Source organism: uncultured Romboutsia sp. (assembly GCF_958366745.1).
In the GTDB taxonomy this organism is placed as follows: domain Bacteria; phylum Bacillota; class Clostridia; order Peptostreptococcales; family Peptostreptococcaceae; genus Romboutsia; species Romboutsia timonensis.
In genome coordinates this window covers 1-19,008 of sequence record NZ_CATXCO010000022.1, presented here as the reverse complement: position 1 = coordinate 19,008, position 19,008 = coordinate 1, and the positions used below count along the sequence as shown (strand labels likewise).

At 27.2% G+C, this 19,008-nt stretch carries 22 protein-coding genes; 10 read left to right on the top strand and 12 right to left on the bottom strand.

Features of this window, described 5'->3' with window-relative positions; all coding sequences use genetic code 11:
* Together Q5F54_RS03385 and Q5F54_RS03380 are read left to right on the top strand one after the other, a co-directional pair.
* Nucleotides 1-287 (top strand): hypothetical protein (locus Q5F54_RS03385; protein WP_302333970.1); only part of this gene is annotated, 287 nt, incomplete at its 5' end.
* Nucleotides 288-423: 136 nt separating this feature from the next.
* Nucleotides 424-744, top strand: a complete 321-nt coding sequence (locus Q5F54_RS03380) for a DUF1540 domain-containing protein (RefSeq protein ID WP_071119469.1) — start codon at nucleotides 424-426, stop codon at nucleotides 742-744.
* A gap of 136 nt (nucleotides 745-880) precedes the next feature.
* Here Q5F54_RS03380 and Q5F54_RS03375 read toward each other — a convergent pair whose 3' ends face one another.
* The 3 genes from Q5F54_RS03375 to nadE all read right to left on the bottom strand — a co-directional run bounded on the left by Q5F54_RS03375 (nucleotide 881) and on the right by nadE (nucleotide 3,843).
* The gene (locus tag Q5F54_RS03375) at nucleotides 881-2,107 is read right to left on the bottom strand and encodes a ComEC/Rec2 family competence protein (protein WP_281538370.1); all 1,227 of its coding nucleotides are present in this window, start codon (nucleotides 2,105-2,107) and stop codon (nucleotides 881-883) included.
* 119 nt (nucleotides 2,108-2,226) lie between these two features.
* Entirely contained in the window at nucleotides 2,227-2,949 is a 723-nt protein-coding gene (locus Q5F54_RS03370) for a YebC/PmpR family DNA-binding transcriptional regulator (protein ID WP_302333969.1), read from the bottom strand.
* A 138-nt stretch (nucleotides 2,950-3,087) separates the two neighbouring features.
* A complete protein-coding gene (gene nadE, locus Q5F54_RS03365; protein WP_281538371.1) occupies nucleotides 3,088-3,843 on the bottom strand; it encodes an NAD(+) synthase in 756 nt (251 codons plus the stop codon).
* 207 nt (nucleotides 3,844-4,050) lie between these two features.
* On the opposite strand from nadE, the gene Q5F54_RS03360 reads away from it, so the two are divergent.
* From Q5F54_RS03360 to Q5F54_RS03345, 4 genes are all read left to right on the top strand, one after another.
* The gene (locus Q5F54_RS03360; RefSeq protein WP_302333968.1) at nucleotides 4,051-5,328 is read left to right on the top strand and encodes a DUF1576 domain-containing protein; all 1,278 of its coding nucleotides are present in this window, start codon (nucleotides 4,051-4,053) and stop codon (nucleotides 5,326-5,328) included.
* A gap of 5 nt (nucleotides 5,329-5,333) precedes the next feature.
* Nucleotides 5,334-5,690, top strand: a complete 357-nt coding sequence (locus Q5F54_RS03355; RefSeq protein WP_071119463.1) for a hypothetical protein — start codon at nucleotides 5,334-5,336, stop codon at nucleotides 5,688-5,690.
* Nucleotides 5,691-6,030: 340 nt separating this feature from the next.
* The gene (locus Q5F54_RS03350; protein ID WP_281538373.1) at nucleotides 6,031-6,399 is read left to right on the top strand and encodes a sulfite exporter TauE/SafE family protein; all 369 of its coding nucleotides are present in this window, start codon (nucleotides 6,031-6,033) and stop codon (nucleotides 6,397-6,399) included.
* Entirely contained in the window at nucleotides 6,399-6,776 is a 378-nt protein-coding gene (locus Q5F54_RS03345) for a sulfite exporter TauE/SafE family protein (protein ID WP_277230304.1), read from the top strand. Before Q5F54_RS03350 ends, Q5F54_RS03345 begins: the two co-directional genes overlap by 1 nt.
* A 204-nt stretch (nucleotides 6,777-6,980) precedes the next feature.
* On the opposite strand, the gene Q5F54_RS03340 is transcribed toward Q5F54_RS03345, so the two are convergent.
* The 4 genes from Q5F54_RS03340 to hflX form a co-directional block, all read right to left on the bottom strand.
* Nucleotides 6,981-7,625, bottom strand: a complete 645-nt coding sequence (locus tag Q5F54_RS03340; protein ID WP_281538374.1) for a YigZ family protein — start codon at nucleotides 7,623-7,625, stop codon at nucleotides 6,981-6,983.
* Between the two features lie 243 nt (nucleotides 7,626-7,868).
* Complete coding sequence (locus Q5F54_RS03335; protein WP_071119459.1) at nucleotides 7,869-8,309, bottom strand: NUDIX hydrolase; 441 nt, start codon at nucleotides 8,307-8,309, stop codon at nucleotides 7,869-7,871.
* A 256-nt stretch (nucleotides 8,310-8,565) separates the two neighbouring features.
* A complete protein-coding gene (locus tag Q5F54_RS03330; RefSeq protein ID WP_071119458.1) occupies nucleotides 8,566-9,228 on the bottom strand; it encodes a HEAT repeat domain-containing protein in 663 nt (220 codons plus the stop codon).
* 8 nt (nucleotides 9,229-9,236) lie between these two features.
* Nucleotides 9,237-10,520 (bottom strand): GTPase HflX, encoded by a 1,284-nt coding sequence (gene hflX / locus Q5F54_RS03325; RefSeq protein WP_288247385.1) that lies wholly within the window; start codon nucleotides 10,518-10,520, stop codon nucleotides 9,237-9,239.
* Nucleotides 10,521-10,650: 130 nt separating this feature from the next.
* On the opposite strand from hflX, the gene Q5F54_RS03320 reads away from it, so the two are divergent.
* On the top strand, nucleotides 10,651-10,914 hold the full coding sequence (locus tag Q5F54_RS03320) for a cysteine-rich small domain-containing protein (protein ID WP_281538376.1): 264 nt from the start codon (nucleotides 10,651-10,653) through the stop codon (nucleotides 10,912-10,914).
* A 24-nt stretch (nucleotides 10,915-10,938) separates the two neighbouring features.
* Here the strand turns inward: Q5F54_RS03320 and Q5F54_RS03315 are convergent, their stop codons facing one another.
* The 4 genes from Q5F54_RS03315 to Q5F54_RS03300 form a co-directional block, all read right to left on the bottom strand.
* Nucleotides 10,939-11,568, bottom strand: a complete 630-nt coding sequence (locus tag Q5F54_RS03315; RefSeq protein WP_281538941.1) for a TIGR01906 family membrane protein — start codon at nucleotides 11,566-11,568, stop codon at nucleotides 10,939-10,941.
* A gap of 25 nt (nucleotides 11,569-11,593) precedes the next feature.
* Nucleotides 11,594-13,144 carry an ABC-F family ATP-binding cassette domain-containing protein gene (locus Q5F54_RS03310; protein WP_071119454.1) on the bottom strand — a complete coding sequence of 517 codons (1,551 nt, stop codon included), beginning with the start codon at nucleotides 13,142-13,144 and terminating at the stop codon, nucleotides 11,594-11,596.
* 96 nt (nucleotides 13,145-13,240) lie between these two features.
* Complete coding sequence (locus tag Q5F54_RS03305; protein ID WP_281538942.1) at nucleotides 13,241-13,948, bottom strand: zinc dependent phospholipase C family protein; 708 nt, start codon at nucleotides 13,946-13,948, stop codon at nucleotides 13,241-13,243.
* Between the two features lie 18 nt (nucleotides 13,949-13,966).
* A complete protein-coding gene (locus Q5F54_RS03300; protein WP_277230286.1) occupies nucleotides 13,967-14,740 on the bottom strand; it encodes an N-acetylmuramoyl-L-alanine amidase in 774 nt (257 codons plus the stop codon).
* 163 nt (nucleotides 14,741-14,903) lie between these two features.
* Between Q5F54_RS03300 and Q5F54_RS03295 the strand changes: the two genes are divergently transcribed.
* A complete protein-coding gene (locus Q5F54_RS03295) occupies nucleotides 14,904-15,266 on the top strand; it encodes a hypothetical protein (RefSeq protein WP_281538943.1) in 363 nt (120 codons plus the stop codon).
* Between the two features lie 334 nt (nucleotides 15,267-15,600).
* Nucleotides 15,601-16,590: a SpoIVB peptidase S55 domain-containing protein gene (locus tag Q5F54_RS03290; protein ID WP_281538944.1), complete on the top strand. Its 990-nt coding sequence runs from the start codon at nucleotides 15,601-15,603 to the stop codon at nucleotides 16,588-16,590.
* 50 nt (nucleotides 16,591-16,640) lie between these two features.
* Here Q5F54_RS03290 and yunB read toward each other — a convergent pair whose 3' ends face one another.
* Complete coding sequence (gene yunB / locus Q5F54_RS03285; protein WP_281538945.1) at nucleotides 16,641-17,318, bottom strand: sporulation protein YunB; 678 nt, start codon at nucleotides 17,316-17,318, stop codon at nucleotides 16,641-16,643.
* 233 nt (nucleotides 17,319-17,551) lie between these two features.
* Here yunB and Q5F54_RS03280 point away from each other — a divergent pair.
* A partial coding sequence (locus Q5F54_RS03280; protein WP_302333967.1) for a transglycosylase domain-containing protein occupies nucleotides 17,552-19,008 on the top strand: 1,457 nt, incomplete at its 3' end.

The following is a 19,008-nucleotide window of genomic DNA, read 5'->3' as shown; positions in this document are numbered from 1 at the left end:
TAGATTTTATTGAGTTTAAACAAAACTTAATTCTTTTAAAACAACCTCAGCATAAAGCATCTGTATTTTATAAACTTACTTTAGATGATTTCCTTAAAATAAGGGACTTAACACTTAATTTTGAAAATCAAATCAAATCAGGAGCACGAACATCAATTTCAGATTATGAAAGTGAACTTTTTGAAATATGTCCACTAGTAAAAACTTATCCATCAGCATCTACATTAATAGCAAAAGTACTCATGAGTGAAGATGTGTTTAATTCTCTTTTCTCTTCTTCAAATTAAACTTTTTATAAAGAGGAACAGTATTATACTTTCCTCTGTTTTTATATAAATATATTTTTTTATTTATTTGCTATATTTTTATTTAAATATGTCCATACTCCTTATAGATTAAAATATTTATTAGGAGGTAATTTATATGTCTAGTATAAACTGTAACGTAAATAACTGCGGTCATAACGATGGTGGTATGTGCTATGCTAGTAAAATTTCTATAAACGGTAAGAAATCTCGTACAAGCACTCATACTTGTTGTAATACTTTTGTAGAGGAATCAAATGGAAGTTTTACTAATAGTGCTGATAATTCTAGCAATAATACATTCATTGGATGTAATGTAAAAACTTGTGTTAATAATGCTGGAACAGTATGTGTTCTTAGTAATATAGGTGTAACTACATCTGCTCCAAGAACTAACGCAGCATCAGAAACTTATTGTTCTAGCTTTAAATGTAAATAGTACATAACTTGCTTGAATACACAATAAATCTTCAAGCAAATTTTAAATATTATTAATTTTAATCCACTGATAAAAATAATTTTTCTATTAAAAAAGTATCTCTAAGAAATTTCTTAGAGATACTTTTTATTTATTATTAATAACATTTAATACATGGTGTTCTTTGACTTTCTTTTATTGTTCCTGATATAGGTGACTTCATTCCTGAACAGTTTGGATCACTATGATATTTTTTTCCTGATTTAGTCCAGTATACAACATCAGACTTGTTATTTTCTATATTTTCACTTTCATTTGAATTGTTATTATAACTGTTTATATTTTCATTTTGAATAGATGAAGTATTACTTTCTGTTTTTACAGTGTTCTCAGTTTTATTATATTTAGAGTTAGCACCTGTGTTGTAACTTCCTTTTTTACAATCTGCTTCTAATCCATTTCCAGTTGATGTAAATACTATATCTCCACACTCATCACTTCTATGTACCTCTATACCTTTTTCTTTAAATGTATCCATAGTTTCTTTATGAGGATGACCATATTTATTATCTTCACCAACTAATATAACTGCATATTCAGGATTAATTTTATCTATAAATGGCTTTGATGAGCTACTATGCGAACCATGATGTCCAACCTTTAATAAATCTACATCTCTTATATTTAATTTTTGTTCTATTTCTTTTTCTGCATCTCCCATTAATAATATCTTATCATTTCCATTAGTATATAAAAGTACTATAGAATTATTATTTGGATCATTAGTATTAGCTACTAATAATACTTCAAATGTAGAGCCTGCTAAATCAAATTTACTTCCTAATAATGGAACACTTGGATATAATCCTTTGTTTGCTGCCTCATTTATAAAATCTCTATAACTTTTAGTGTCTGCTTCTCCATTACTTACATATAAATTATTTATTTTTATTTCTTTTGCAACTCTATCTAATCCACCTATATGATCTGCATGTGGGTGTGTTGCAAATACATATTCTAACTCAGATATACCTTGTTTTTTTATGTATGATGAAACTAAAGCTTCATCGTCATTATCGCCACCATCTATAAGTGCTGCTTTATTATCTTTTATTATTAATATAGCATCTGAGTTTCCTGTATCTATAAAGTGAATTTCTGCATTTGATGATAACTTTTCCACTTGAGATGTTAAATTACCGTTATCATCTTTACTTTCATTACTATTTTGATTACTCTTGTCTTCACTCTGAACTTGGTTACTATAATCTTTTATCGCTTGTGGATTCTCATTTTTTATATTGTCTGCTTTACAGCCTATTTGAGTATATCCTAAAGCACATATAATAAACATCATTACTATGCTTTTTAATGTCTTATTCATAATCTTTCTCCCTTTTAAAATTTACTAAACTCTAGTATTAAAAATTATATATTTTATAATATTTTTATACATAAAAAAGATACATTTTTATATCTAAAAATGTATCTTAATAATATTTATTATTCAGTTATTTCCCAGTTATGGTAAACATTTTGAACATCGTCATCGTCTTCTAACATGTCAACTAACTTGTTCATCATCTTTAATTGAGTTTCATCAGTTAATTCTGTAGTAGTTTGAGGTATTAACTTAACATCTGCAGATATGAATTCATATCCCTTAGCTTGTAATTCATCTCTAACTGCTGCAAAATCTTCTGGTGCAGTAACTACTTCATATCCATCTTCTTCTGTTATGAAATCTTCTGCTCCTGCTTCTAACGCGGCTTCCATTAATTCATCTTCTGATACATCGTCGCTAGCTTCTATTAATATTTGTCCTTTGTTATCGAACATGAATGATACACATCCACTAGTTCCTAAGTTACCACCATTTTTATCGAAGTAGTATCTTACATTACCAGCAGTTCTATTTTTATTATCAGTTAAAGTTTCAACTATAACAGCAACTCCACCTGGTCCGTATCCTTCATAAACTATTGTTTCATAGTTTTCGTTAGCTCCAGCTCCAGCACCTTTTGCTATTGCTCTGTCTATATTATCATTTGGCATGTTATCAGCTTTAGCTTTTTCTATAGCTGTTTTTAATGCTGCATTGTAATCCGGATTTCCTCCACCTTCTTTAGCTGCAACTGCTATAGCTCTAGCATGCTTAGTGAATATTTTAGCTCTTTTAGCATCTTGTTTACCTTTTTTGTTTATTATGTTTCCTATACGTCCCATAAATTCCACTCCTTAATACGTATAATTAATTCATATATCTTAGGGTTATTATTTACATATTTACCCATATTATTAATTAATCTTTAGATATTTTATCTTTCCATTGTAAATTTTAGCATAAATATTTATTTTAGTAAATTAGAACTTAGGTGGTGCCGCTGCTGTATGTCTTTTGTGCTCACTTATTCTATTCAATCTTGCTATTATATCTTGATCTTTTTGTGGAACCTCATCTAGTCTTCCTTCAAGTACCGCGTCTATCATATCATAAGTTGTTCCCATTTCTATTTCATCAGTTTGACCTTCCCAAAGTCCAGCAGATGGTGCTTTATTTATTACATCATCATGAACTCCAAGTTCTTTAGCCCATTCATATACCTCTCGTTTTGTAAGATTTGCCAAAGGTATTAAATCAACTCCACCATCACCATGTTTAGTAAAATAGCCTGTATGTATTTCAGCTGCATTATCTGTTCCTACTACTAAATATCCTAAATTATTAGCTACTGTATAAACAGTACTCATTCTAACTCTTGCTCTTAAATTTGCATCTGTCATCTTTAAATTATCTTCTTTATATAAATTTTTATTCTTTAATTTAGATGTTACTTGTTCAAGTATCATACTTTGCTCAGAAGTAAGATCTAAATCAATATAATCTATGTTACATCCATTTATAACTTTAAGTGCATCTTCTCTATCCTTTGGATTACTTTTTATACTCATAATAACTCCCATAGAATTTTTTGGGAATGCTTTTTTTATTAAATACGCAACTACTGCTGAATCTATCCCACCTGATACTCCAACTACAAGACCATTACAATTTGCTTCTTTAACTTTTCCTCTTAGCCACTCAACTGTTTTGTCTATTTTAAAATTTATTTCACTCATGTCCTTCTCCTCTCTTGATTAAAAAATATCAATAATTATATTATATCATAATCTATTTTTTAATTTTATTATATAATTAGTGTCTTTAATGTGTTTTATTTATATAATCTTTTACATTTATATATTATAAATGATATAATCTATGTAAATCTACTACATTCACCCAAATAAATTTAAATAGCTTTAAAATTAAAGAGGAGGATATGAATGTATATACACAAGTACCAAGAAAAAGAATTGCATAAAGAACAAAAACTAAAAATATTATTTATATTTCTACTAACATTTATGATTTTAGGAATACTATTTTCATATTTTGATGGTGAAACAAACCTAACATTATCATCTGGATTAAAAAATATTTTGATTTCACCATCCATATTAATTACAGATTTCCTATCTGTTGGTGGAATCGGTCCTACTTTTGTTAATGTTTCCTTAATTAGTTTTTATAATCTATATTTATTAAAAAAATATAAATTAAGAATCAATGGACTTATCTTAGCTGCTTTTATGACAGTTATGGGATTTTCATTTTTTGGAAAAAATATATTTAACATTATCCCAATATATATGGGAGGTTATTTATATAGTTATCATAAAAAAATAGATTTCAAAGATATAATAGTATCAATTATGTTTGCTACAGCTCTTGCACCTGTAATTAGTGAAATTAGTTTTTCCAATATGTTACCAAGTAAAATAGCTATTTTATTAGGTATTGGTGTTGGTATATTTATAGGATTTATAATTACACCCCTAGCATCTCATATGGTAAAGTTTTATGATGGTTATAATATTTATAACCTTGGATTCACAGCAGGTATATTAGGTACTATACTAACAAGTGCTCTTAAAAGCCTTGATATTAAAATAGAATCTGTAAATATTTTATATTTAGAAAATAATCTATTTTTAATATTAACATTGGTAGCAATGTTTATTTACTTGATTTGCATAGGTATTTCAGTAAATAAAAATACTTTAAATGAATATAAACATATCTTCAACTATAGTGGAAGAGTAGTTACAGATTACACTTTTTTAATGGGATATGGAGTAACTTTCTTTAATATGGGTCTTATGGGTTTACTTTCACTATCATTTGTACTTTTAATAGGTGGTGTAGTAAATGGCCCTGTAATAGCAGGTATATTTACAGTTGTCGGATTTAGCGCCTTCGGAAAGCATATAAAGAACTGTTTGCCTGTTGTATTAGGTGTAATAGTAACAGCATTATTTTTAGGACGTGATATATCATCAACAGGAGTTATTATAACTGTATTATTTTCAACAACTTTAGCTCCTATAGCTGGGGTATATGGTTATAAAATAGGATTTATCGCTGGAATATTACATTTCCTTTTAGCAACAAATGTTGGTATAATACACGGTGGGGTAAATTTATATAATAATGGATTTGCAGGTGGACTAGTTGCAGGTTTCTTATTACCTATACTCGACGCATTTGTAAAAAGGAGGTAGCTTAATTGCAAAACGAAGTAAAAAAGATAACAAGATTAGTTGATGAAGTGACATCTTTATTAATGAGAAGCGGATCAAATGATATAAATGTTCGTATAAAAAGAGATTCAGAATTATCAACTATAACTATAATAGATTATAATTCAGCTTATCCAGATGATGAAATTTCATCTCTTAATGATGTTTTAAATATTCAAAGACAATGTGAAGTTGAAGAATTCTATTGGGAATTAATGGGTGATGATTCCCATGAAGATGAATTATTCTTAGTAGGTTCCATGGTCGATAAAGCTACAGTAAATAAAATTGATAAAGATTTACATATAGTTATGTATCGATGCTTAACAAAATGTAAGAAGTAAATTATATTGGTCCAAGTATAATAACTATATAAAAATAAAAAGGTTAACTTCTATACGGAGTTAACTTTTTTATTCAAAATTTATAACTCACCTTCACCAATAGAAAATTTTTTACACTTGTATTTTTAGTTATATCTATAATTTGTTTTATAACTTATTCACTACATAATATCAAATCAACTGATTCACTCATATATAGTCTATCTAATACTATATAATCAGCATATTTTTCACATTTAAATTATATTGCTTATTAATTGATTCCTGTACAAATTTTATGATTAATTATATAAATATATTTTCATATTTATGCAAACACTATTAGAAGAAGGTGATTAAATTGAAAAATAAATATTTTAACTTTAATATTAAAAACTCTATAATAGGTCTTTTTACAGGTTTCGTTAATGGAATATTCGGATCTGGTGGAGGTACTTTACTTGTACCTATACTAAATAATATAGTCAAAATAGAAGAACATAAATCTCATGCCACAGCTCTCGCTATAATAGTATTTTTAACTAGTGCTAGCTCAGTAATTTACATTTCAAAAGGTACATATGATATTTCATTAACTTTAAAAGTTGCTATCGGTAGTATTATTGGAGGCATTTTAGGTGCTAAGCTTTTATCAAAGGTAACTGGAAAATTTCTTAGAATTACATTTGGTACAATAATGATAATCGCAGCTATAAGGATGGTGTTTTAATGTTTTTAACTATATTAGGATTTTTCTCAGGTATTATTGGTGGTATGGGAATGGGTGGTGGAACAATATTGATTCCAGCGTTAATACTATTTGCACATATCGATCCTAAAATAGCACAAAGTGTAAATTTACTTTCCTCTATACCTATGACTATATTTGCTTTAATAATACATATAAAAAATAAAAATGTTGTATTTTCATTAGTTATACCAATAGCTCTATTTGGTATTTTAGGCGCAATATGCGGCTCTTTTGTAGCTAATTACTTGTCTTCTGAAACTTTAAGAAAAGTTTTTGGCGTATTTTTATTAATAGTTGGTTGTATAGAAATTAAGAAAGGATTTTGCAACCATAAGAAAGAAAAATGTGGTAAATAATAAACAGAATTTGAAATGTTTATACAATAAAAACTAAAATATACTTTAATACGTACATTTTAGTTTTTATTGTATATTCCTTATTAAAAATATGATTTTTACTTTTCTTATATTATGATGTTACTTAAATATACATAATAAATATAATTTTTAGGATATATTATAATTTTCTAATAACTAAAAATAAGTCATTTCTAATTTATTTTATAATATTATATTTCCATTTTGCTCTGATAAATAAAATTCTTCACATAGTTTTATTTCAGCTGTAGCACTAGTTATATCAATCATTTTATCAGTTAAAACTTTCACTTCTTCTAATCTTGAATATACTATTATTTCTACATTGTCTTCATATATTGTATCTTTAACAAAATAATTCATATTCATTATTTCATTTTGTACTTTTCCAAGTTGATTATAATCTATTTTAATTCTAACTTCTTTGTACATTACTTTTTCTATTACTTTTGCAGCATCTATTCCTATTTTAGCACCCTTAGTATATGCTCTAACTAATCCTCCAGCACCTAACTTAACTCCACCAAAGTATCTCGTTACAACAACTACAACATCTCTTAAATCCTCTTTTTTTATCACTTCTAAAGTTGGAATTCCTGCTGTTCCTTGTGGTTCACCATCATCACTATATCTTTGTATATTCATAGTTTTTCCAACAGTATATGCCCATACATTATGAGTTGCATCTTTATGTTTTTTCTTTATTTCATTTACAAATTCAATAGCCTCTTCTTCTGTTTTTATAGGTTTTGCATATCCAATAAAAGTAGATTTTTCTATTATAATTTCATCCATTCCAAACTCATGTAGTGTTTTATATGTACTCATTTGTATCCTCCAACTTATCTAAATAAACTTCTATTGTTATTATATCCAATATATTTTTTAGGTACAACTTTAAATGAAGTTCTATTCTTCTTAACTATATATCAATTAAATACTTCATTTCTCCAACAGTATATTCTTGCTCAAAGCAATTATTATATTTTAAGTTATCCACATCATATATATTTTATAATATCTTAGTATATAAAAAAAGAAAGGAAATCTCCTTTCTTCTTTATTAATATATTAATTTGTAGCCAATCCATCTTCGATATTATTTTTTCTTAGCTCTTTATACTTCTTATATGAAATATCAACTAAAGACTTTTCTTGACTATGAGTTAACATATTTATAGCTTCTTTAACTTTATAAAAACCACCATCAGTAAATTCATCCTTTAATACATAATTATTGCTATCAGTTTGCATTATATACCATGTAATGGCATTACATACTTCTTGTTGTCTACTTCTTGAAAAAAACTGATACATTGTATTACCCGCAGTTTCTAAAATACTAGCCTCTACTCCTGTTTCATCTTTAACCCTTGAAACTGCACTAGAATGTTTTAATTCATCTTGATGTATTTTTCCTTTTGGTAAAGTCCATTCTCCTCTATCATTCTTAACAAGTAACACCTTATTAGCATAAAATACTACTCCACCTGCACAATATCTTACTATCATTTAAACCCCTCCTATTAACCATCTTTTTGGATTTAAGAAATTTACGATTTATCTGATTTTAGTTGTACTATAATTTTCAATCGCTACACCTGACATATTTTCTAAGATGTTACTAGAAAAATTTATGTATTTCTTAATACTTATAAATTATCTTTGCTCTCTAGCTCTCAAGTTAAGCGAATTTTAATGTTAACTTCTGGAGATGCACTATAAATATCTTATTTACTGAATTATATGTTAAATAAAGTTAAATATGTTAAATATCTTCTTCCAATATACTGATTGCTTCTTCATATGCTCTTAGTACATATTCTTTTTCGAAATTTTTCTTATTTCTTAGCTGTTTTAACATTTTTAAGCTATTTTTATTACCTATTTTTGCAAGAGCTTTAGCGCAGTATTGCCTTGTTTGAGGATTACTATCATAAAGCCCTCTTTGTAAATATTCTCTACTACTTGGAGATTCTATTTTTCTAAGAGCTGAATATGTTATTCTCCTTACATCAGAGTGTCTATGGCTTGTAAGAGGATGTAATAATGCTAAAAATCTATCATCCTTTAATTCACCAGTAGCCCATATTAATATCATTAAGTCCTCTGCATTTTTTTCCGTAATTATTCTTTTATATAACTTTCTTTTAAAATCTAGCATTCTTTCTTCATTTAAACTATCCATAAATTTTAGTCTGTCATTTTTATTAAGAACTAAAAATTTATCTATAACATCTTTAGATAATTCTACTTTATCCTTAAGCATAGATTTTATTTCTAACTTAGCCTTTATTAATTGATCATTTACTTGAGAAGTTGATAGATTTCTTATTTTACTGATTTGAGATACCGTCCTAGATTCTTTATATAGAAGATATGTTATATAGTGATCTTCTAATTTGTCTATATTATCCCAACTTATATTCATAATACTCCCTACTTTTCTAAAATATACTCTTTATATATATTATAGTCTTCTTCTTCTAAATTTACATCTAGTGTTATTCCACTTTCTACATATTCAAAGTTTTCTATATTATATTTATTCTTTAGCCTACTAAATATATCTCCTCTTTCATAAGGTAGCATTAAAGTTACAGCATAAGTATTCTTCATTATATTATCTTGTATAATTTCTATTAACTTATCCATATTTATACCTTTTTTAGCAGATATATATACTATATCATCATGATTTTTAGGATAAATATCTAACTCTAATCTGTCTATCTTATTGTACACAAGTATAGTTGGCTTAGTATCTGCACCTAATTCCTTAAGAACTTTTTCTGTTGTGCTCTTTTGTAATTCATAATTTGAATTTGTTGCATCTATAACATGTAAAATTAAATCTGCATATTGAACTTCTTCTAAAGTTGCTTTAAATGCCTCTACTAAATCATGAGGAAGCTTACTTACAAATCCAACTGTATCTACAACTAAAAATTCTTTTTTATTAGGTAATAAAGCTTTTCTTAAAGTTACATCAAGAGTTGCAAATAGCATATCTTTTGCCATTACTTCTTTTTCTACATCATAATCTTTATGAGTCTTTATAAGTTCATTTAATAAAGTTGATTTACCTGCATTTGTGTAACCAACAAGTGCTACTATAGGTATACTAGACTTTAAACGTTGAACCCTTTGAGTCTCTCTTATCTTTTTAACTTCTCTAAGTTCACGTCTTATATCAGCTGCTTTGTTAAGTATATTTCTTTTATCTATTTCAAGCTTTTGTTCCCCTGGACCTCTAGTACCTATACCTGCTCCAGTTCTACTCATTTGACCGCCCATTCCATATAATCTAGGTAATCTATAATTTAATTGAGCTAATTCTACTTGTAATTTCCCTTCTTTACTAAGCGCTCTTTGAGCAAATATATCAAGAATTAGTGTAGTTCTATCTATAACTTTTATTCCTACTACTTCTTCTATATTTCTTATATGAGCTCCTGATAACTCATCATTAAAAATAACTACTGTAGCTCCTAATGAATCACTATACGCCTTTATTTCTTCTACTTTTCCTTTTCCTACATAAAATGCAGCATCTCTAGATTGTCTATTTTGAATTAAACTTCCTACAACCTCTGCTCCTGCAGCTTTTGCTAGTTCTTTTAATTCTTCCATTGATTCATTTATATCTATATCATCAATTTTTCTTGCTGTAGATGTGATATTAAGCCCTACAAGCAAGGCTTTTTCCTTTTTTTCTTCCATAAGTAACACCTCGTTCATAGATTTATATAATATTTTAGTATAGTATTATACTTTTATTTTTCTTATTATATCATTAATGTTAATATTTAGTATAATCATATTAATACTGTAAAACTAAGGAGATAATAATATGAGTGATAATTATAAATTTTTTAACCATAAAGAATGTGAATTTTTTCCTTGTCATAAAACTAATAATCCTGATGAATTTAACTGCTTATTTTGCTACTGTCCGTTATATACCTTAGGTAAAAATTGTGGTGGTAATTTTAAATATACAGACAAAGGTATAAAAAACTGTTCTGATTGTTTATTACCTCATAATAAAAATAATTATAATTATATTATGAGTAAATTCCAAGATATTATTAAGATTACTAAAATTAATGATTAATATATTTTTTAAAAAGAGAGCAGTTTACTGCTCTCTTTTTAAAAATCTATATATTAAGTAATTAGTTAAACTAGCTATAATTATAAGAATCAAAATCATAAGACCTGCATGAAAGAAAAATTCTTCAGGTAAAATATTTATTACAGGATCTAAGTTTGGATCAAATATCCAATAATCATTATTAAACATAGTTTTATGAAATAGTACAAAACTACCTTCAAAGTTTACAACTATAGGCAACATTAATATTAAGGGTATTACTATTAGTGCTTTAGATGTAGTTTTCAAAAATTCAATATTTTTATTTAATATATTTATTACTAATCCTATTATGGAAAGTACTAGTGATATCTTAAATATCTTATTTAATATTTGAAATATATTTCTAACTTCTTCAAAGTGAATTTTACCATTCTCTGAAGATTTTATACTTGGCAATTCAAATTCTTTATTATCTTTATCCAAATTATAATCGATCATATAATCATAGTTCTTTTTTATATCTTCTTTAGACAATCCCGACAAAACAGGTATATTTAAATACTCTATATCAAAATAATAAAGTTGCTTAAATCCTACTGTGAATTTGATTATTGTGCTTATAATTAATACACTAAAAATAACTGAGAATATTACATTAATAATTTTTTTCATATGTTAAATACTCCAAGGTATCTTATTATACTATTTTAGTCGTAAAATCCTCTATATTCCATACATCATCTACTATATCCATATAAAACTCCGGCTCATGGCACACTAAAAGTACAGTTCCCTTAAATTCCTTTATAGCCTTTTTAAGTTCATCTTTTGCCTCTACATCTAAGTGGTTTGTAGGTTCATCTAGAACTAGTAAGTTTATATCTTTTAACATTATCTTACATAACCTTACCTTAGCTGCTTCTCCACCACTTAAAACTCTCATTTGGCTTGTTATATGTTCATTTGTAAGACCACATTTAGCAAGACTTTGTCTAACTTCAAAGTTTGTAAGCCCTGGGAATTCTGCCCATACTTCATCCATTGGAGTATTATAGTTATCTCTTGAGCTTTCTTGTTCGAAATAACCAACTTCTAAATAATCTCCATGTTTTACTTCTCCATCAAATGGCTTTATTATTCCAAGTAATGTTTTTAACAATGTTGATTTTCCTATACCATTCATACCTTTTAAAGCTATCTTTTGATTTCTTTCTAATATGAAGTTTAAAGGCTTAGTTAAAGCTTCATTATAACCTAAAACTAAGTCATTTGTTTCAAATACAAATCTACTTGGAGTTCTAGCTTCCTTAAAACCAAAAGTAGGCTTTATCTTCTCTTTTGGTCTTTCTAAAATCTCCATCTTATCTAATTGCTTTTGTCTACTGTTAGCCATACCACGAGTAGCAACTCTAGCTTTATTTCTAGCTATAAAATCTTCTAGTCTTTTTCTTTCTTCAACTTGTTTATCATATGCCTGTTCTTCTTGACGTTTCTTTATTTCATTAAGCCTTACAAACTCATCATAGTTTCCTTTGTATCTATTTAATTCTCCATTTTCCATGTGGTATATTACATTACAAGTATTATTTATAAATGGTATATCATGTGATACTAATATAAAACTATTTTCATATTCTTGAAGATATCTTGTTAACCAAGTTATATGTTCTTCATCTAAATAGTTAGTAGGCTCATCTAATATTAATATGGTAGGATTTTCTAGTAATAATTTAGTAAGAAGAACTTTGGTTCTTTGACCTCCACTTAAATCAGTTACATCCCTATCTAATCCTATTTCTCCAAGACCCAATCCATTTGCTATTTCCTGAATTTTAGCATCTATCATGTAGAATCCACTATTTTCTAAAATTGTTTGTATTTCTGCTGTTTCTTCCATAAGTTTAGCCATTTCATCATCATTAGCTTCACCCATTTTATCATACATAGATAACATCTCTTGCTCTAAATCAAACATTGATTTAAATGCATCTCTTAATATATCTCTTATAGTCTTTCCTTTTTCAAGAACTGTATGTTGGTCTAAGTAACCTACACTAACTCTTGATGACCACTTTATATTCCCTGCATCTGGCATAAGTTTTTTTGTTATTATATTTAAAAAAGTTGATTTACCTTCTCCATTTGCTCCGACTAACGCTATATGTTCACCTTTTCTAAGTCTAAATGAAACATTTTCTAGTATAGTTCTAGCTCCGAAGCCATGACTTACATTTTCTACTACTAGCATCTTGACACCTCTTCATAATTTTTATCTATATTCTATACTATAATATATTCTTTTTTGACTTAAATCAAGTATACTACATATGTTACATAGTCTTAATCAAATATAAAGCAAATCATTGTAAAACATAATCATACACCCTGCACTAGTTCTTTGAGCTAAAGTTAAACTTTTTAAAGCAGTTAAATAAAACTTTGTATTTAAATCATTTATATTTTTATATATATAATCTATCTTAAGAGCTCTTAATGAATTATAATTTGCATAATCTGCAACTGAATTTAATATTATAGGCTCTTCTCTACACTTAAATCTATTTATTTTTGTATAGTTCTCCTTAACATATAATTCAAATTGTCTATGATTATCAAATAGTTTTCCCTTAGCATGCTGTGGTACAGTTAAATCTTGGATTATATGACATGCAGCTCCAAAGTAAAACATACTATTATCATAATCTTCTAGTGTAAAGTATTTTAAAGCTTTTAAATAATAACCTCTAGCTACAGTAAGTGCATTATCATCATATCCATACATACCTTTTTCTTCTTTCGGATTGTAAAAATGATGATAACATTTAAAATCTTGATCTGCCCATACCAAACCTTCATCTATCTTCGATTTATATTCTTTGAATAGTTTATATTCATCACTATAACCATTACAGTTTAAAATTTCTAAAGCATTTTCTTGTATATATAAGTGCACTTCACATTCAGTTTTTTTTATTGTTTTTTTTATAGGATTTATTACTTTAAATGTACCAGTTAATGCTTTTGCATAGGCACTTTCTAGCTTACTTTTCATTGACATCACCTATATATTTTATTTATTTGCAAAATATTCATCAAGTCCATCAGATATAGCTTGCATTAACTTTGTTTGATATTCTGGGTTTGACATCATTTGATCTTCCGTATAATTACTTAAAAATCCCATTTCAACTAAAACTACCGGAACTTGAGACCAATTAAAACCTGTTAAATCTCCTCTTTCAAATACTCCATTGACTTTTATTCCTGCTTCCTTCATCTTACTGCTAATTAGATTTGCACAATTTTGACTATCCTCATATATAGCCGTTGTATATTTACTTTCTTTAGCTGGTATTAGAATAGATGCACCTGTTTTTCCTGGGTTATTTAAACTATCTGCATGTACTCTTACTACCATATCTGCTTTATTATTATTTGCAAATATAGCTCTCTCTGAATTACTTATATTAACATCATGACTTTCTCTCGTCATTATTACTTTATATCCCTTACCTTCTAATATATGTTTTAAAACTGTAGATGCCTCTAAATTTAATATATATTCTGGCTTTTTAGTTGCTACCCCTGTAGCTCCCGAAGATACCCTAGCCTTCTTAACATAAGAACCTGGTGCTACAGGCTCTGAATTACTATCTCCTTTTTCTTGATGTCCTGGGTCAATACAGATTAGTATATCTTTTTCTATTTTCTTTTTATCATCTACTTTTATACCTTTACTAATTAAGTTGCTAGCCTTATAAAGATTTTTAGCAGGCTCTGAAGTTCCTATAATTATTATAGATAATGCCATTATAATTCCTACTAATATTCTATATTTTTTCATATAATCGTTCCCTTCTTGTTATAAAATTTTAAGCATAATTTATAGAATATTATCTCCATTATCTATAATTTTTATAAATAATAGACAAAATTTAGAATCTGTTATAGTTTTTATTTTTTAAATACAAGCATATATATTTTATATATTATTTTTAGGAGGTTTTATGAAAAAGGTAATCTCAAAAAATTTGGTCAGAAATCAGAATTCTTCTAATTCTAAACTATGTGCTTTTAGTTCATTAGATTATATTGTTTTAGCATCTACATTAGCTGTAGCATTAGGTGAAGAACTCAGCTCTAATGATGTAAGTATATTGGCTACCTTTTTTGCAGTTTTATCAGATGAACTTGCTTTAATAGCTGCTGTTGATGTATGTTCCTCTTCTGAAGAGGAAGAAACATTTACAGCTCCTACTCCAGATGTTGCTGTAACTAGAACTAAAGTAAGCAAGACAGGATGTAAAAGTAATCCCTATAAGAAAAAAATTATTAAAAAAAGAATAAAACGAAAAAAAACACTTGATTGATTTTAATTTTATTAAGTGTTTTTTGTTTTATATTTCATTTTCTTCCTACTATTCATTTTTATATTTTATTATTTTTTATATTTTATTAATATAATTCAGTATTTTATTAACTAAATATAGAATTTCTTAATTTTTAATTCAGTTTTTTCAAGATATAATTTCTAATTTTCTGATTTATTTATTATTTTTGTAATCTACGGTTATACTTCTTCTGTTTTCCAAGCATCAAAATATTATTAATGCAAAATATAATACCAAAGAAAAGCACCACGACTTTTTAAATCTGTGACTAAAAATATGACTTATTAGATATTTGACGAAAGGATGGTGTTTTATGTTTTATAAAAATAATAGTAAAAAAATTATCAATACAAAATTTTCATTAGTTGTCTGTTTATTATTTTTACTATATTTTTTCTCAAATAATTTAATTTATGCAACATCACTTACAAAAACAAAAAATGATTTTTTAATTCCAGTAGGTAATGTACTTCATATAGAAGCTCAATTAGAAAATGTAATTGTTCGAAGTAATATAAAAGATTCACCTTTTACTTTAGGTGATGAGATAATAAGTATAAATAACAATACTATTAAAAGTTATAGTGATTTTTCAAATGTACTAAATAGCTTACCAGATAGCGCAAATGTTATTGATGTTACATTGAAAAGAAATAATCATATCACAAATATAAAAACTTTAAAAAGTAAATTAGAAGAAGTAAATTCTACTGATAGTATATCTGGATTTGCTACTTTAACTTATATAGACCCCATTAATAATAAATTCGGTGCTGTAGCTCATCCAATAAGTTTAGGAAGCTCCAGAAAAATTAAAATAAAAGATGGATATATTTCAACTACTACTAACTTAAATATAGAAAAATCATATAGAGGAAGTGTTGGTTGTATTAGTGCTAAGCCAAAAGACTATATAGGTAAATTTACAGATAATACAGATTTCGGAATAAAAGGAGATATAGTAAAATTTGATACATCTAATTACGAAAAATATAAAGTAGCTTCATTAAATGAAGTTAAAACGGGAAATGCTCAAATAATTTTACAAACTAGTAATGAAGGTTCTAAAAAATTTGATATTGAAATTTTAAATATCGAAAATCAAAAAACACCAAAATCTAAAACTTTTAAAATACACATAACTGATAAAGAACTTTTACAACTTACAGGCGGTATTGTTCAAGGTATGAGTGGCACCCCTATAGTTCAAGGTGATAAAATTATAGGTGCTATTTCACACGCAGTAGAAAATGACCCAACTACTGGATATGCTGTTTTTATTAAATGGATGATTGAAAAGTAGTAAAATCAATTAAAAAGTGACTAATAAACTTTTAGTCACTTTTTAATATATTATTTTGGAAACATATTAGGTGCAATTTCTGCTGGTACGTTAACATAACTTTCTGGTACTTCTCCTACTATTATTGTTTCACATATTGGAATTTGTGCTTTTACTTCTTTGGTTGATGTTGTAAGAGGTATGACTACTTTTACTTGTGTTTTAGCTTCTAAATAAATTCTATGTCTAGTTTGATTTATACCTGCTGATTCAAAACTAGTTTTAAAATCAACAGATACTGTTCCTATTGGCTCTATCGATACTTTTAGCTGTGGTCCATATTTAGCTAGTATAGGGCTTTTTAAAGCAGTTCCTATTGGTATGTATGCAGTAGTAGATTTTACTTGCTTTAATTCATTTTGTATTTCCAATGCAACATCTGATGCTATTTGATTCATTAAAATAGTATTTGATTGTATCATTGATATTTTACCTTTTGAATCCAACTTTGTGTATATTAAGTCTGAATAGTCTATTTTGTCTTTGACGATTCCCCCAACTGCTTTATTTATAGATCTATTAGCAAGCTCTATAGCTTTTGTTTCAGCCAACACTGTAATAGTTGGCCTAAGACTATTATCAACATATATAAAGCTGCCTATAAATATAGACATTATAAATATCATTATAAATGTAACTACAATTCTTTTAAAATCTCCTAATTTGGAGTCTATTAATCTTTTACTCAAAATAATCCCCCTTATTATTTTATGTTAAAATATCTTATAGTATTTTCTTATTTTTTTAAGATTTTATATATTTTATACATCTTTCACATATTTTTAGTATATAAGTAAAAAATAATTAATACTATAAATTTAGGATAGCTATATAAAGTTATATACATTCAATTTTATGTATTAATTAGAAAATAATGAGTATATGTGGTATAATATTGCATTAGGTAAGGAGGTTAAGCTTAATGAGTAATGATAACAATGGAAATAACAATAAAATAAGAAGAAAAAAAGTAAGTTCTTCTGCTAATAAGAGTACTACTTCTAAAAGTGCTAACTCTAATTCTCCTAGAACTAAGTCTTCTAAAAAGAAATCTTCTAAAAAGAAAGATAAGTTTAAAGCGCTTAGAGTAACAGGAATCGTACTTTTAGTAATGTTAGTGTGCTTGTCTGCAGCAGGAACAGGTCTAGTATTTGCATCTTTAAGAGATGTACAACCAGTTACTAAAGCTCTCTTAGATGAAAAGACTTACCAAACAACTGAAATTAGATACGCCAATGGAGACTTATTATCTAATGCTCCTAGTGTAAATAAAAAAGATCCTATTAAAATAGATCAAATACCAAAAGATATAATAAATGCAGTTGTTTCAATTGAGGACGAAAGATTTTATGAACACAATGGTGTAGATATAAAAGGTTTATTAAGATCTGTTGTCAAGACCTTAACGGGTAATAAACAAGGTGGTAGTACAATACCTATGCAGGTATCAAAAATGTTGCTAACTACTGATAAGCAAACTTTAACTCGTAAAATAAAAGATATATATTATGCTTATGAAATGAGTAAAACTTTAACTAAGAATCAAATTCTTGAAGCTTACTTAAATAATTTCTTCGTAGGTAGAGGTCTTGCAGGAGTACAAGCTGGAGCAAATGGATACTTTAGCAAAAATGCAGATGATCTTACACTTGCAGAATGTGCATTACTTGCAGGAGCTACAAAAAACCCATCAAGTTATGCCGCTTATGTAAGTTCAAAACTTGATGGAACAGAAGAAAAAAGTGATGTAGAAAATAGACTTTTATACTTTATAAATACTCCTGATGATAATCTTGATGATCCTACACAAGTTGAACTTGATATGATTGATAAATTAAATAAATGGGGATTAATACCAAATCAAGATACATATAAACAATTAAAGTCTGGATCTATGGTTGTAAGAAAAGCCGTTAGTAATCCAAAAGCAATAGAAAGAAGAAACATTGTTTTAAAGAAAATGTTAGATCTTGGATATATTTCTCAATCAGAATATAGTGAAGCAATAGCTGAACCTATAAATATAAAGCTTCCTAAAGCTGCAGATAAGGTAGCTTCTTCAGTAGAAGACCTTATAGAATATAACGTAATAGATGCTTTAGTTGAACAAGGAAATACAAGAGATGAAGCTTATAACATGTTCTATAATGGTGGATTAAGAATAGACACTACAATAGATCCAACTATGCAAGAAACATTAGAAAAAGAATATGAAAATGATAGTAACTTCCCTAATAGTAGAGTTGATTCTGATGGATCGCATCAACCTCAATCTTCTATGGTTATTTTAGATTATAGAACAGGACAAATAAAAGCTTTAGTAGGTGGTAGACATATTACAGGTAGAAAAACTTTAAATAGAGCAACTACACCTCAACA

Excerpts from the sequence above, each read along its gene's own strand:
- Q5F54_RS03380 (WP_071119469.1), top strand. The coding sequence starts at position 424 with ATGTCTAGTATAAACTGTAACGTAAATAACTGCGGTCATAACGATGGT.
- Q5F54_RS03375 (WP_281538370.1), bottom strand. The coding sequence starts at position 2,107 with ATGAATAAGACATTAAAAAGCATAGTAATGATGTTTATTATATGTGCT.
- Q5F54_RS03370 (WP_302333969.1), bottom strand. The coding sequence starts at position 2,949 with ATGGGACGTATAGGAAACATAATAAACAAAAAAGGTAAACAAGATGCT.
- nadE (WP_281538371.1), bottom strand. The coding sequence starts at position 3,843 with ATGAGTGAAATAAATTTTAAAATAGACAAAACAGTTGAGTGGCTAAGA.
- Q5F54_RS03360 (WP_302333968.1), top strand. The coding sequence starts at position 4,051 with ATGTATATACACAAGTACCAAGAAAAAGAATTGCATAAAGAACAAAAA.
- Q5F54_RS03345 (WP_277230304.1), top strand. The coding sequence starts at position 6,399 with ATGTTTTTAACTATATTAGGATTTTTCTCAGGTATTATTGGTGGTATG.
- Q5F54_RS03340 (WP_281538374.1), bottom strand. The coding sequence starts at position 7,625 with ATGAGTACATATAAAACACTACATGAGTTTGGAATGGATGAAATTATA.
- Q5F54_RS03335 (WP_071119459.1), bottom strand. The coding sequence starts at position 8,309 with ATGATAGTAAGATATTGTGCAGGTGGAGTAGTATTTTATGCTAATAAG.
- Q5F54_RS03330 (WP_071119458.1), bottom strand. The coding sequence starts at position 9,228 with ATGAATATAAGTTGGGATAATATAGACAAATTAGAAGATCACTATATA.
- hflX (WP_288247385.1), bottom strand. The coding sequence starts at position 10,520 with ATGGAAGAAAAAAAGGAAAAAGCCTTGCTTGTAGGGCTTAATATCACA.
- Q5F54_RS03320 (WP_281538376.1), top strand. The coding sequence starts at position 10,651 with ATGAGTGATAATTATAAATTTTTTAACCATAAAGAATGTGAATTTTTT.
- Q5F54_RS03315 (WP_281538941.1), bottom strand. The coding sequence starts at position 11,568 with ATGAAAAAAATTATTAATGTAATATTCTCAGTTATTTTTAGTGTATTA.
- Q5F54_RS03310 (WP_071119454.1), bottom strand. The coding sequence starts at position 13,144 with ATGCTAGTAGTAGAAAATGTAAGTCATGGCTTCGGAGCTAGAACTATA.
- Q5F54_RS03305 (WP_281538942.1), bottom strand. The coding sequence starts at position 13,948 with ATGAAAAGTAAGCTAGAAAGTGCCTATGCAAAAGCATTAACTGGTACA.
- Q5F54_RS03300 (WP_277230286.1), bottom strand. The coding sequence starts at position 14,740 with ATGAAAAAATATAGAATATTAGTAGGAATTATAATGGCATTATCTATA.
- Q5F54_RS03295 (WP_281538943.1), top strand. The coding sequence starts at position 14,904 with ATGAAAAAGGTAATCTCAAAAAATTTGGTCAGAAATCAGAATTCTTCT.
- Q5F54_RS03290 (WP_281538944.1), top strand. The coding sequence starts at position 15,601 with ATGTTTTATAAAAATAATAGTAAAAAAATTATCAATACAAAATTTTCA.